Source organism: Caballeronia sp. GAFFF2, from assembly GCF_023631485.1.
Classification (GTDB): Bacteria; Pseudomonadota; Gammaproteobacteria; order Burkholderiales; family Burkholderiaceae; genus Caballeronia.
The window spans coordinates 137,860-150,976 of the sequence record NZ_JALQDA010000037.1 but is presented as its reverse complement, the minus strand read 5'-3'; the positions used below and the strand labels follow the sequence as shown (position 1 = coordinate 150,976).

General features: G+C 62.7%; 10 protein-coding genes and 1 pseudogene. 4 read left to right on the top strand and 7 right to left on the bottom strand.

The features are described 5' to 3' along the window. Window positions 1-93: 93 nt before the first annotated feature. Window positions 94-1,400 (top strand): annotated as a pseudogene (locus NCT04_RS30655) (dicarboxylate/amino acid:cation symporter). A 13-nt stretch (window positions 1,401-1,413) separates the two neighbouring features. Beyond that, complete coding sequence (locus tag NCT04_RS30650) at window positions 1,414-2,361, top strand: amino acid ABC transporter substrate-binding protein (RefSeq protein ID WP_250469632.1); 948 nt, start codon at window positions 1,414-1,416, stop codon at window positions 2,359-2,361. Window positions 2,362-2,370: 9 nt separating this feature from the next. Here NCT04_RS30650 and NCT04_RS30645 read toward each other — a convergent pair whose 3' ends face one another. Next, window positions 2,371-3,894, bottom strand: a complete 1,524-nt coding sequence (locus tag NCT04_RS30645) for a glycosyltransferase family 39 protein (RefSeq protein ID WP_250469631.1) — start codon at window positions 3,892-3,894, stop codon at window positions 2,371-2,373. Between the two features lie 112 nt (window positions 3,895-4,006). Then, on the bottom strand, window positions 4,007-4,963 hold the full coding sequence (locus NCT04_RS30640; RefSeq protein ID WP_350029331.1) for a LysR family transcriptional regulator: 957 nt from the start codon (window positions 4,961-4,963) through the stop codon (window positions 4,007-4,009). 97 nt (window positions 4,964-5,060) lie between these two features. On the opposite strand from NCT04_RS30640, the gene NCT04_RS30635 reads away from it, so the two are divergent. Further along, on the top strand, window positions 5,061-6,227 hold the full coding sequence (locus tag NCT04_RS30635; RefSeq protein ID WP_250469630.1) for a mandelate racemase/muconate lactonizing enzyme family protein: 1,167 nt from the start codon (window positions 5,061-5,063) through the stop codon (window positions 6,225-6,227). A 4-nt stretch (window positions 6,228-6,231) separates the two neighbouring features. On the opposite strand, the gene NCT04_RS30630 is transcribed toward NCT04_RS30635, so the two are convergent. Beyond that, window positions 6,232-7,002, bottom strand: coding sequence for an SDR family NAD(P)-dependent oxidoreductase (locus NCT04_RS30630; protein WP_250469629.1), 771 nt, complete (start codon window positions 7,000-7,002; stop codon window positions 6,232-6,234). Window positions 7,003-7,124: 122 nt separating this feature from the next. Here NCT04_RS30630 and NCT04_RS30625 point away from each other — a divergent pair, with 122 nt between their 5' ends. After that, window positions 7,125-8,687, top strand: coding sequence for an FGGY-family carbohydrate kinase (locus NCT04_RS30625; RefSeq protein ID WP_250469628.1), 1,563 nt, complete (start codon window positions 7,125-7,127; stop codon window positions 8,685-8,687). Between the two features lie 29 nt (window positions 8,688-8,716). Here NCT04_RS30625 and NCT04_RS30620 read toward each other — a convergent pair whose 3' ends face one another. From NCT04_RS30620 to NCT04_RS30605, 4 genes are all read right to left on the bottom strand, one after another. After that, window positions 8,717-9,541 carry an amidohydrolase family protein gene (locus NCT04_RS30620; protein ID WP_250469627.1) on the bottom strand — a complete coding sequence of 275 codons (825 nt, stop codon included), beginning with the start codon at window positions 9,539-9,541 and terminating at the stop codon, window positions 8,717-8,719. A 29-nt stretch (window positions 9,542-9,570) separates the two neighbouring features. Beyond that, window positions 9,571-10,872: an aspartate aminotransferase family protein gene (locus NCT04_RS30615; RefSeq protein WP_250469626.1), complete on the bottom strand. Its 1,302-nt coding sequence runs from the start codon at window positions 10,870-10,872 to the stop codon at window positions 9,571-9,573. Window positions 10,873-10,943: 71 nt separating this feature from the next. Further along, on the bottom strand, window positions 10,944-12,428 hold the full coding sequence (locus NCT04_RS30610; protein WP_250469625.1) for an amidase: 1,485 nt from the start codon (window positions 12,426-12,428) through the stop codon (window positions 10,944-10,946). Window positions 12,429-12,434: 6 nt separating this feature from the next. Beyond that, window positions 12,435-13,097, bottom strand: a complete 663-nt coding sequence (locus NCT04_RS30605; protein WP_250469624.1) for a GntR family transcriptional regulator — start codon at window positions 13,095-13,097, stop codon at window positions 12,435-12,437. Window positions 13,098-13,117 lie beyond the last annotated feature (20 nt).

Genomic DNA, 13,117 nt, shown 5'->3' with positions numbered 1-13,117 from the left:
AATTCCCTTTTTGTTAAGGCACACTAAGCGGCAGCATCCGGTTTCGAGCTTTGCATCCCGCAAACCATCAAAGCAGTGAATGGAGGCTTCGAGATGAACCGAAAAAATAATGCGGCCATCTGGATCCTGGTCGCCATGCTGTTGGGCATCGGGATCGGCTACATGATCTACTCGAGCTTTCCGGACAAGAAGACTGCTACTGAAATCGCGGGCTACATCTCGCTCATATCGGACGTGTTTCTGCGACTGATCAAAATGGTGATCGGTCCGCTCGTGTTCTCCACGCTCGTCGTGGGTATTGCGCATATGGGCGATGCAGCCTCGGTCGGGCGCGTGTTTGCCAAGGCGCTCGGCTGGTTCGTCACCGCGTCGCTCGTGTCGTTGCTGCTCGGTCTCATGATGTCGAACCTGCTCAGGCCGGGCGAGAATCTCGGGCTGCCGTTGCCGGATATCGGCGCATCGGCGAATTTGGCGACTTCCAAGTTCACGCTCAAGGACTTCGTGAGTCATATGGTGCCGAGGTCGTTCGCGGAAGCGATGACCAACAACGAAGTGCTGCAGATCGTCGTGTTCTCCATGTTCTTCGGTGTGGCGCTCGCCGCGCTGGGCGACAAGGGCAAGATTCTCGTCGCCGCCATCGACCAGCTCTCGCACGTCATGCTGAAGATCACCGGCTACGTAATGAAGCTCGCACCGCTCGCCGTGCTGGCCGCGATGGCGTCCACTGTCGCCGTCAATGGCCTGACCATTCTGCTCAAGTTCGCGGTCTTCATGGGCGACTTCTACTTGAGCTGTTCATATTGTGGGCGTTGTTGGCGCTCGCGGGTTTCCTGTTTCTCGGACCACGCGTGCTCAAGCTGCTGGGACTGATAAGAGAAGCGTTCATGCTCTCGTTCGCGACCGCGAGTTCGGAAGCCGCGTATCCGAAGATTCTCGATGCGCTCGACCGCTTCGGCGTGAAGCGCAAGATCTCCGCGTTCGTGATGCCGATGGGCTATTCGTTCAACCTCGACGGCTCGATGATGTACTGCACCTTCGCGACGTTGTTTATCGCGCAGGCCTACAACATTCCGCTTTCCATCGGCACGCAACTGACCATGTTGCTGGTGCTCATGCTGACATCCAAGGGAATGGCCGGCGTGCCGCGCGCGTCGCTCGTCGTGATCGCGGCGACGCTCAACCAGTTCGGCATTCCCGAAGCGGGTTTGTTGTTGATTCTCGGCGTGGACACGTTCCTCGACATGGGCCGTTCCGCCACGAACGCGGTGGGCAATTCGATTGCGAGCGCGGTGGTCGCCAAGTGGGAGGGCGAACTGATGACGGAAGCGGAAGCCGACGCCAACGCGGCGCGCATCGAAACCGAGCTCGAAGCGACCATCGCCCATCCGGCAGAAGGTTGAGCGGAGCCGCGCCATGAAGATGCAGCGATTCTGCTCGATGCTCGCGCTCGCGGGGACCTTGATCGCCTGTGCCGGAGCGCGAGCGCAGGACGATCCGCAAACGTCACGCGCTATTCCCGATAGCTTCGCGCCCGTCGCGCTCACGGGAACGCTCGCGAAGGTGCGAAAGAGCGGTGTCGTCGCGATTGGTTATCGCGAGGCATCGGTGCCGTTTTCGTATCTGAACGCGCGCCATGAACCTATCGGTTATTCCATCGAGTTATGCAAGTCGCTGGTGACGGCCATCGGCGATGCGATCAACCTGACGCCGACCATCCTGTGGGTGCCGGTTACGCCTGATAATCGTATCGACGCCGTGACGAGCGGCCGTGTCGATCTCGAATGCGGCTCGACGACCAGCAATATCGAACGCCAGAAACGCGTGGCGTTTTCGCCGATCATCTTCGTCGCGGGCACGAAGGTGATGGTCAAGAGCGGCTCGCCTATCGCCTCGTTTCGCGATCTCGCGGGCAAGAAGGTCACGTTGACCGCTGGCACCACGAACGAGAAGGCGCTGCGCGATCTGGACAGCAAGTTCCGGCTCGGCATTCAGTTGCAGATCGTGCCAGACCACGCGCAAGGCTTCGCGCAAGTGGCCGACGGCCATGCCGACGCATTCGCCACCGACGACGTCTTGCTCTATGGGCTGATTGCCGAGCACGCGGGCGCGGGCGGGTCGTACCGCGTGGTCGGCGATTACCTTTCGTATGAGCCGTACGGCATCATGTTTCGCAAGGACGATCCGCAGTTGGCGCAAGTGGTGAAGGACACGTTCCAGGAACTCGCGGCGGACGGCGAAATGGACCGGCAATACAAGCGCTGGTTTTTGCGCCGCCTGCCATCGGGCACGAGCATCAATCTGCCGATGAGCGCGCAACTCGAGACTATCATTCAGACGACCGCGGGCACGGACGCGCAATGAAGATGCGCGCTATCCATAGACCTGTATGCCGCGCCAGAATTGCGGCCACGGTTGGCGCGGTGCTTCGCATACGAAGATATCGCGGCCACTTACCGTGCTGTTTGCAATCCCGAAGCGGTTCGTGAGACGCGCGGCCATACGGCACGACGCCAACTCACGCTGCACGATATCGCTCGGAAAACCCACGACGATCAGCGGCTTCGGCGGCGGGTCGCCGTATCCGCGAAACCAGTGTGAGTTGGTGCCGGAGATCGGGCTCGGCAGCTTCAAGCGCGCGCCGAATAGATCGATGGCGCCGGCCTGGCCCGTATCGGCGACGAGAATGCCGACGCTCGCACGTTGCCCCTCCGGAAGTGTGTCGCGAATGCGCGCGACGCTTTCCGCCATGTCGGGCCACCCGAGTTCTTCGTTGAAGTTGCCGCCATTGACGCGATCCGCAAAGCGCCACCATGTCGATCCGACCGGAGCAATCGGCAGTACGGGTGCGGCGCCCAGCACCGCGCCGATTGCGAGCACGACGCACACGGACCAGCGAATCGCCGCTGCGTGGCGCATGTTGAGCGATGCCATCCGTTGCTCCGCCCACACCGCGCCCGCCGCGAGCAACATCGGATAAGCAGGCGCCATATAGTAGTCGCGGCCCTTCGCCACGACGAACAACACGAGCGGCACGACGAACATCCAGCCAAGCACGCGAAACCGCTTTCCTTCCCCGAAGGCGAAAAGATAGTAGAGTCCCGCGAGCCACAAGGGAACCGTGAACGGGCTTGTCGTGATCCAGAACTGACCGAGCAGGAATCCGTTGCCGCGTCCCATGCGGACGTCGCGAGCGTGAATGCTCTGCAGGAAATCCAGTGTGATGAAGTCGTGCTGAAACTGCCAGATCAAGTGAGGCAGCGCGATCACGCCGACGAGCGCGACGCCGAGCCATAGCCACGCGCTGCGGAAGTATCGACGGGCGGGTGTGAAGAGCAAGCCCGCGGCGATACCCGCTGCCAGAAACGCGATGGTGTACTTCGTCAACAAGCCGATGCCGATGGCAGCGCCAACGCCGAGACACCATCGTGCATCGTCCGTGGACAGCAGGCGCACCGCGCAGTATGCGGCCGCGACCCACCATAGATAGTCGAAACTGACGTACTGATAAAGCGCGCCCGCGCTCAACGCGACACTGCTAATAGCGGCGGCCAATGCGGCGACGATCTGCGCCCGTCTGCTTCCTCCGAGCTCGCGCGCAATCAGGCCCGTGAGCACGAAGGCGATGCCCATTGCCAGCGACGAGAAAAAGCGCAAGCCGGTCAGCGACGGCCCGAACAGCGCGAACGCGCCTCGCGCAAGAAACGGAATGAACGGCGGGACGCCGACGTAACCCCATGCGAGCGAGCGCGCGTCTTCCAACGTGGAGAGCTCATCGCGATGAAAGCCGTATTCGCCATTGGTCGCGATATGCAAAATCACCAGCGCCGCAGCCCATGGAAGCAGTGGCGCGGTGTCGGCGAGTGAATGCGTTTTCAGGCTATCGGCTGGCCGCATGTCTCCTCCGTTTTGCGGGCGACTTCAGCGTGCCGAGTCTCGCATCGTCCGACGCACGAGGCAAGTCGCGTGGCGCGCGTGATGCGAACGTTCGTGCCCGTACACGAGCGGATCAACGGCGGGCGCCGCGTTTCTTGCGCTCGCGCACGAGCTTGCCGGCATCGACGGGAATGAACGGCGCCTGAAAGCGCTCAACCAGGAAGTCGATGAACGCACGGGCGCGTGCGGTCTGGTTGCGTTGCCGCGGGTAATAGACGAAGAGATCGGCCGATGGCAGCACGGCGTTCGGCAGCACGATTTCGAGCCGTCCGCTCTGTACATACTTCGCCAGGTCCCATTCCGAGCGGATAAGAATGCCGTGTCCGTCGAGCGCCCAGCGCAGGACGATATCGCCATCGTTGCTGGATAACGCGCCGCGCACTTTCAGCGCTTCCGTGTGGTCTTCGTCGATGAATCGCCATACGCCATGGGCATCGTCGTTCTGCCGATGAATGATGCAGCGGTGCTGCAGCAGGTCTTCGATCTTTTCGGGCGTGCCGAAGCGTTCGAGATATTTCGGCGATGCGCAAAGAAAGCGCCGGTTGCTCATGATGCGTCGCGCGCTCAAGCGGCTGTCGGGCAGTTCGCCGAAGCGTATCGCCATATCGAACGCACCTTCGATCAGATCGACGGGCCGATCCGTCACTTCGAACTGAACCTCGACCTGAGGAAAGCGCTTTGCAAACTCGGACACGAGCGGCGCAATGGTCGTGCGGCCGAAGCCGAGCGTCGCGTTGATGCGCAGCAGCCCTTGCGGATCGGTGCGCGCGCCCGTGATCGCTTCTTCCATTTCGCGCACTTGTTCCACAATCTGCGTTGCATAGCGCAGATAGGTTTCGCCTTCCGGCGTGAGGCTGATGCTGCGCGTGGTGCGGTTGACGAGCTGCGCGCCCAGCCGCTTTTCCATGATGCCGAGCCGCTTGGTCGCTGCGGGCGGCGTGAGATCGAGTGCGCGCGCCGCGCCGGACATGCTCTTCAGTTTCGCGAGCAAGATGAAGAACTCGAAGTCCGTTGCCGAATCAGTATTCACTTTAAGTAAAAAATGAAATGAATGTGGGTGAATCTTAACCCGGCACTTCGCGGCTAACCTAACGTCTTCAATGAGCGAGTGCCGTCAGGAGACATTTATGAAGATCGTCGAAATCCGCGAAAAGACCGTTCCGATCAGTTCGCCCATCCGTAATGCATATATCGACTTCAGCAAGATGACGCTGAGTCTCGTCGCGGTCGTGACCGACGTGATCCGCGACGGCAAGCCTGTCGTCGGTTACGGCTTCAACTCGAACGGCCGCTACGGTCAGGGCAAACTCATGCGCGAGCGCTTCATTCCGCGCATCCTCGAAGCAGACCCGGGCACGCTCCTCGACGATACCGGCAACAACATCGATCCCCACAAGGTGTGGGCGACCATGTTCATGAATGAGAAGCCGGGCGGTCACGGCGAGCGTTCGGTGGCTATCGGGACCATCGACATGGCGATCTGGGACGCGGTCGCGAAGATAGAAGGCAAGCCGCTTTTTCAGTTGCTCGCGGACCGTCATGGCAATGGTCAGCCGGACCGCAAGGTATTCGTGTATGCGGCAGGCGGCTACTACTATCCGGGCCAGGACCACGGCAAGCTCAAGGACGAGATGCGCAGCTACATCGACCGGGGCTATACGGTCGTCAAAAAGAAGATTGGCGGTGCTTCGCTCGATGAAGACCTGCGCCGTATCGATTCGATCCTGAGCATTCTGCAAGACGGCCAGAAGCTCGCGGTGGACGCCAACGGCCGCTTCGATCTCGACACGGCCATTCAGTACGCCAAGGCGCTCTCGCAATACGATCTCTTCTGGTACGAAGAGCCGGGCGATCCGCTCGACTTCGAGTTGCAAGCCACGCTGCGCAACTACTACGACAAGCCGATGGCCACCGGCGAAAACCTCTTTTCGATGCAGGACGCGCGCAACCTGGTTCGCTACGGCGGCATGCGTGCCGACCGCGACTGGCTGCAGTTCGATTGCGCACTGAGTTACGGCCTCGTCGAATATCTGCGCACGCTCGACATGCTGCATCAGCACGGCTGGTCGCCGAGCCGCTGCGTTCCGCACGGCGGGCACCAGATGTCGTTGAATATCGCGGCAGGGCTGGGGCTTGGCGGCAACGAGTCGTATCCCGATCTGTTCCAGCCCTACGGCGGTTTCCCGGATGGCGTGAAGGTCGAAAACGGCTATATCACCATGCCCGACTTGCCCGGCATCGGTTTCGAGGGCAAGGCCGACCTTTACGCCGAGATGACGAAGCTGTCGGCGTGACGCGTCACCAGATGGTGTAGCCCGCATCGGTGAGCAGGATGGTGCCGGTGATTGCGCTCGCCGCGTCCGACGCCAGAAACGCAATCGCCGATGCCACTTCCTCCGGTTCCACCATGCGGCGCATCGGCGTGTTGTCCATCCACGGCTTGAAGAAGCGCTCGTCCTTTGCCGTCACGTTCGACATGACCGTGTTGACATAGGTCGGCGCGACGCAATTGACGCGCACGTTGCGCTCCGCCCATTCGCCCGCGAGCGACTTCGTCAGATGATGCACCGCCGCTTTCGACGCGTTGTATTGCACCTGCCTTTGCGGTTTGTTGGAGATGACGCCGGACATGGAACCCACGGTCACGATCGAGCCTTTGCCCTTGGCGAGCATATGACGCCCGAACGCGCGGCACGTCCAGAACGTGCCGTTGAGATTGGTGTCGATCACCTTGAGCCACGCTTCGTTGCTCATCTCCTCGGCGGGCGTGTCGGGCCACGCAATGCCTGCGTTGGCGACGAGCACATCGACCGCTGCGCCGCCATTCAGTTCGAGCGCGACGCGGTCGCATTGATCCGGGTCGGTGACGTCGAGCACCACGCCGTTGGCATCGACGCCGGCCGCGCGCAGCTTGTCGACGGCTTCGCTCACCGCATGATCCGTCAGGTCCGATACGGTCACCGCCGCGCCCGCTTCGCCTAACGCGATGGCGGTCTGAAAGCCAATGCCCCGGCTGCCGCCGGTGATGAACGCGTGCCGCCCTGCGAAGCTTTGCTTGTCCACTTTCATGCGAATCGTTCCACGGGTTGTGTTGGGATAGGGAAACGGGTCCGGCCTCATGCGCGTCGTTTCGATGACGCGCGAACCTCGCTGCACTATATTTCAATTTCTTCAACTCATGGATCGCGACGATGAGCGGTGGCTACCTGATCGGCCTGGACTACGGAACGGATTCGGCAAGAGGCGTGCTGGTGGATATCGAAAGCGGCGAGGTGTGCGCGACGCATGCGCATCGGTATCGGCATGGCACGCTCATAGACGCGCTTCCGGACGGGTTGCCGCTGAAGGCGGGCTGGGCTTTGCAAAACGCGCCGGATTATCTCGAATGCGCCGAGGTCATTCTCGCGGCGCTCGGACGTGGGAAGCGTATCGAGGCTATCGGCATCGGGTTCACGGCGAGTTCGCCATTGCCCGCGTCGGCGGACGGAACGCCGCTTTCCACGCGATTCCCCGACGATCCTCACGCTTACGTCAAGCTCTGGAAGCATCATTCGGCGCAGCCTTGGGCCGACGAGATTAGCCGTGAACGCGGCGTGCGTCTGACTAAGTCGGGAGGCAAGACTTCCGGCGAATGGTTGCCCGCGAAGGCGGCGCAGCTTGCCGCGGAAGCGCCCACACTTTGGGCGCAGACGGAGCGATTCATCGAGGCGGGCGACTGGCTCGTGTGGCAGCTTACCGGAACGGAGGCGCGAAGCTCCGATATGGCGCGCTACAAGGCCCACTATTCGGATGCGGGTTATCCACCCCTCGGCGTCGATGGACTCGCCACGCGATCGAGCGCGCCGAAGCGTATCGGATCGTCGGCGGGAACGGTGCGGCGCGAGTGGATCGAGCGCACGGGCATGCTAGGCGAACCGGCCGTGGCGGTCGCGGCTATCGATTCGCACGTGATTCTTCCCGCGCTCGGCGCGACGCAAGCGGGCACGCTCGTCGGCGCGCTGGGGACATCGGCGGTGTACATGTTGCTCGATGACACCGAGCGTCCCTTGCCCGACGGTATCGAAGGCGTGGCGAAGGATGCGGCGCTTCCCGGTCTATGGTGCTACGAAGCAGGGCAGGCCGGTTTCGGCGATGCGCTCGCGTGGTTCGTCAAAACCGCGCCGCTGGCGGAGGACTTGCCAGCGAACTTCTCGGCGTACAACGCGAGCGCGGCGCGTTTGCGGCCGGGTGGGTCGGGGCTCCTCGCGCTCGACTGGTGGAACGGCTGCCGCGTGCCGCTTTCCGACCCGCAGGTGAGCGGCATGCTGCTTGGCTTGCGCACGACCACGACACGCGCGGAGATTTATCGGGCGATGATGGAATCGCTGTGCTTCGGCGCACGCACGATCATCGAGCTGATGCAGAGCGAGGGCGCGCCGGTCACGCGGACCATCCTCGCGAGCGGCTTGAGCGAGAATAATCGCTTCCTGCTTCAGTTGATGGCGGACGTGCTCGGCAAGCCGGTCTCGGTGCCCGACATGCACAACGCAACGGCGGTCGGCGCCGCGATTCATGGCGCCGTCGCGGCGGGCGTGGTGCGGGATTTCACGGACGGTGCGGCTCGCTTCGGCGCGCGGGCGTTCCAGCATTTCGAACCGGACGCCGCGTCGGCGGATGTTTATGAAGCGTTGTTCGAGCAGTATCGGATGCTTGCCTCGCGTGCGGAATTGCGGGAGGCCATGCACGTGGTTTCGCGGCTTGCGTTACCTCGGTGATTCGATTCAATGCGTTCGGGCGCACGCCTTCAAAAGCCAAATAGCCGACGCGGCGTCTCCCACTGAATCTGCCGCCGGACCTGCGCGTCCGGGACGATCTTCTCGAAGAGCGCAAGCAGCGGCCCATGATCCATCCGCTCTGGCGCACGCAAGAACGGCCAATCGGAGCCCCAGATGCAATGCTCCGGTCCGAATGCGCGCAACAACGCGTGAGCGTAGGGCCACACGTCCTCATACGGATACGCTTCGTGCGCATACTTTTGCCAGCCCGACAATTTGACCGTCGCGCGCCCGGTCTCTGCGATCCGAAGCACCGCCTGAAAGCCTTTCTGATCGATGCCATCCGCGCTATCGGGCCGGCCGGCATGATCGATCAAGACATTCACCGGTTGCCGCGCGAGCCAGGGCTCGAGCGTCGCCATCTGATCGCCAACCACCTGAACCTGCGCGAACATCTCCAGGTCCGCGAGCGACGCGAAAAGCTCGCCTGCATTCAGCACGAGTTCGACGCCTTCCATCGCCGGGTTGAACGCGACGCCGACCACACCCGCATTGCGCAGCGCAGTCAGTTCGCTTCGGCCGATGTCGTTATCCACCACCGCAATGCCGCGAAACCGCGCCGGGTAAGTCTGCAACGCGTCGACGAGACAACGGTTGTCGGTCCGGTAGCCGCTCGTCGGGCCAACCAGCAGCGCATGACGCACGCCGTAGGCATCCATTACGCGAATCAGTTGCGCGGCGGTGCCGAGTTCCTGACCTTCAGGGCGATAGGGCGTGTCGTCGCGATACGGAAAGCGCGCAGGATCGAAGATATGGCAATGACAGTCGATCCTGTCTTCATCGAAAAGGCTCATGGGTTGATCCGGTTGGAAGATTGACCCGCTCAGAGCGAGCGCTGAATGGCTTGTCCGAGCAAATCGAGACCGAGGTCGATCTCTTCCTCGCGCACGGTCAGCGGCGGCGCAATGCGGAACACGCCGCCCATGCCCGGCAACTGCACGATATTCATGCTGAGGCCGAGATTCATGCACTCGCGCGTGATCTTCGCGCCGAGGCCGTCGTCGGGCTGCTTGGTGCGGCGATCCTTGACGATCTCCACGCCGAGCAGAAGACCGCGTCCGCGAACATCGCCGATACAGTCGAAGCGTTCCATCAGATTTTGCAAGCCGCGCCTGAGTCTTTCGCCCATGATGTTCGCACGCGCGACGAGTCCTTCGCGCTCGACGACGTCCAGCACGCGCAGACCGACGGCGGCGGGGAGCGGGTCGGACACGTGCGTCGTATAGAAGAGATAGCCGAGTTCGTGCGCGCGCTCCTCGATGGCCGCCGACGTGACGATGGCCGCGAGCGGCAGCCCCGCGCCGAGTGTCTTCGACAAGGTGAGAATGTCGGGCGTGACGCCGTCGCGCTGGCACGCGAACATGTTGCCCGTGCGGCCGATGCCCGTTTGCGCTTCGTCGAGAATCAGCAGCATGCCGCGCTCCTCGCACTTGCGCTTGAGCGCTGCCATGTAACCTTCGGGCAATTCGATGATGCCGCCCGAACTCAGGATCGGCTCCGCGATGAACGCGGCGAGATTGCCGCTCGACTGGCGGTCGATGAGCGCGAACGCGTAGTCCAGTTCCGCGAGGTAATCGTAGGCGCCGTTGCGCTCGAACTGCGGCCGGTAAGTGAACGGAGCCGGAATCGCGAACGAGCCGACCGCAGCCGGGCCCACGCCCTTGCGGCCCGCGCTGTAGGTCGCGGCGGCCGCGTGCCCGGTCATGCCGTGCCACGACTGCGCGAAGCCGACGACCTCATAACCGCCGGTGACGAGCTTCGCCATGCGGATGGCTGCTTCGTTCGACTCGGCGCCCGTGCTGAGCAACAGCGCGCGGTCGAGGCCTTCGGGCGTGATGTCGGCGAGGCGCGTCGCCAGATCGACGACAGGCCGCGAAAGCATCCCGCTGAAGAGATGGTCGAGCTTGCCGGCGTATTCGCTGATGACCGCGACGATCTCGGGATGGCTGTGGCCGAGCACCGCGCTCATCTGTCCCGAGGTGAAGTCGAGAATGGGACGATCATCCGCGTCGTAGACGAAGCTGCCCTTCGCACGTTCGATGATCATGGGTTCGAACGTGCCGCCGTAGCGGATCAGATGCTGCTTCGCGTTGCGCCAAAACGTTGCGTCGTTATTCCGGGACACCGTGCATCTCCTCGCGAATGGGAAGAACCTGCAGTCTAGACGACGCTTCGCGAATCGCCCACACCTTCCCTTCAGACGATGACAGGCGGATGCGTCACGATCGACTTCAGTTGCGGCACCGGCGCGCGCAAGGCGCTCAAGTCGGGCGTCGGGCGCTCGAGCGATTCGTCCCCGGCAAACGCGGTTTCGAGTGCTTCGGCGATATCGAGCACGCGCGCGTCGCCACGCAGCGCGCCGACCAGTTGCAGACCGAAGGGCATGCCCGCGTGATCCATTCCGCAAGGCAACGAGAGCGCGGGATTGGTCATCATCGAGATGACGTATGTGAGTCCGAGCCAGCGATAGTACGTGTCGAGCGGCCGGCCGTTGATCGCTTCCAGATGCCATTGCGACCATGGAAATGGCGTAATGGAAGTGGTCGGCGACACGATCACGTCATACCGTTGCACATGTTCCTGAAAGCGCCGGTACAAACGGGTCTGCGTGACGTGCGCGCCCACGACATCGGCGAGCGTCATCTTCACGCCCATTTCGTAGTTCGCGCGCGTGTTCGGGCCGAGCAGCGACCGATCGCGCTCATAGGCTTCGCGAAACTGCGCGACGAAGTTCTGCGCGCGGATCACGTCGAAGCAGCGGTCGCTGTCACGCATGTCGATATCGACCGGCTCGCACACCGCGACATGCCGCGCGACGGCTGCCATTTTCTTGCGAAAGGTGGCGCGCGTGGCGTCGTCGAGCGCGCAGGTGCCGAAGTCCTCCGTGAAGCCGATGCGCAACGTAGCGGCATCGATTGGACGATGCTTCGTGAAGGTATCGGCATCGACTTCGTGGGAAAGCGGATCGCGCGCATCGAAGCCCGCTTGCGCGGCGAGCAACAGACGCGTGTCGGCGACGGTACGCGCCATTGGTCCACTGACGGTGATGGGCGCCCAGCCCAGGTCCTTGCGATCGCCAGGCACGAGTCCCGGCGATGGCCGAAAGCCCACGACGCCGCAATACGCAGCCGGAATGCGCAACGAGCCGCCGGTGTCAGAGCCCGTGCACAGCGGCAACATGCCGGTGGCAAGCGCAACTGCCGACCCGCCCGACGATCCTCCCGCGTTGAGCAACGGCGCGAAGGGGTTGCCGGTTGCGCCCCACACGACGTTGCGCGTGTTCGCGCCCGCGCCCATTTCCGGCGTATTGGTCTTGGCCGTGACGATGGCGCCTGCCGCGCGAATGCGCGCGACCATGGCGTTGTCGGCCTCGGGCACGTGGTCGCGATACATCGCCGAGCCATATGTCGTGAGCACGCCCGCGGTCTCTTCGAGGTCTTTCACGCCGATGGGCAGACCATGCAGCAAGCCCGGCGCTTCGCCGCGCATGAGCGCGTGTTCCGCGTGCCGTGCCTCGATGCGTGCGCGCTCGAAGCATGTCGCGGCCATCGCATTGACCGAAGGGTTGAGGGCCTCGATACGCGCAATGCTCGCATCGAGTAATTCCACCGGCGAGATTTCGCGAGTGGCGATGAGCCTGCGTGCATCGACAGCGGAAAGAGAAGCGAGCGTGTCATCCATGATCGATCAGGCCGCCGCTTGGGCGAAAGATTGTTCGACGCACGCGGCTATGGCATTGCGCGTGTTTTCGAGGTGCGCGCGTGTCTGCTCGTGCACGGCGCGGCCATCGCGCGCGCGGTAGGCATGCAGCAAGCCCGCATGCTCGTGATTGTTGCTGTCCATGATATCGCCCTTGACGTACATCGACAGCGACACATAAGGCCGTGCGACGAGCGACAACCCTTCGACCAGATCGAAAAGGCGCGTGCCGGTTTCGCTCGCCATCAGATGCTGATGGAACTCTTCGTTGAGAATGGCCCAGGTCTCGGAAGAGGTCGTCGCGCACATTGTCTGATGCACGGCTTCGGCGGCGGCAAGACTCGTTTCGCTTGCGTTGGCGCAGGCACGTTCGGCGAGCATCGGTTCGAGCACCATGCGCAGTTCGTAGATCTCGGTGACATCGGCGGCGGTGAGTTCACGCGTGACGACACCCTTGTTCGGATCGATAGCGACGAGCCCTTCGGCGCGCAAGTCGCGAAACGCCTCGCGCACAGGCGTCGTGCTGACGTTGAGCCGCTTGGCCACTTCCTCCTGGCGAAGCCGCGTGTTCGGCGGATAAATACCCTGCAAGATTTCCGCGCGCAGCGTGCCGAGAACATATTGCGCGATGGTGCGAAATGGCTGGCTCAACGTCGTCTCCTTGATTTGTG

Bases quoted from the DNA above. Each gene is read 5' to 3' on its own strand.
- NCT04_RS30650 (WP_250469632.1), top strand. From the start codon at position 1,414: ATGAAGATGCAGCGATTCTGCTCGATGCTCGCGCTCGCGGGGACCTTG.
- NCT04_RS30645 (WP_250469631.1), bottom strand. From the start codon at position 3,894: ATGCGGCCAGCCGATAGCCTGAAAACGCATTCACTCGCCGACACCGCG.
- NCT04_RS30635 (WP_250469630.1), top strand. From the start codon at position 5,061: ATGAAGATCGTCGAAATCCGCGAAAAGACCGTTCCGATCAGTTCGCCC.
- NCT04_RS30630 (WP_250469629.1), bottom strand. From the start codon at position 7,002: ATGAAAGTGGACAAGCAAAGCTTCGCAGGGCGGCACGCGTTCATCACC.
- NCT04_RS30625 (WP_250469628.1), top strand. From the start codon at position 7,125: ATGAGCGGTGGCTACCTGATCGGCCTGGACTACGGAACGGATTCGGCA.
- NCT04_RS30620 (WP_250469627.1), bottom strand. From the start codon at position 9,541: ATGAGCCTTTTCGATGAAGACAGGATCGACTGTCATTGCCATATCTTC.
- NCT04_RS30610 (WP_250469625.1), bottom strand. From the start codon at position 12,428: ATGGATGACACGCTCGCTTCTCTTTCCGCTGTCGATGCACGCAGGCTC.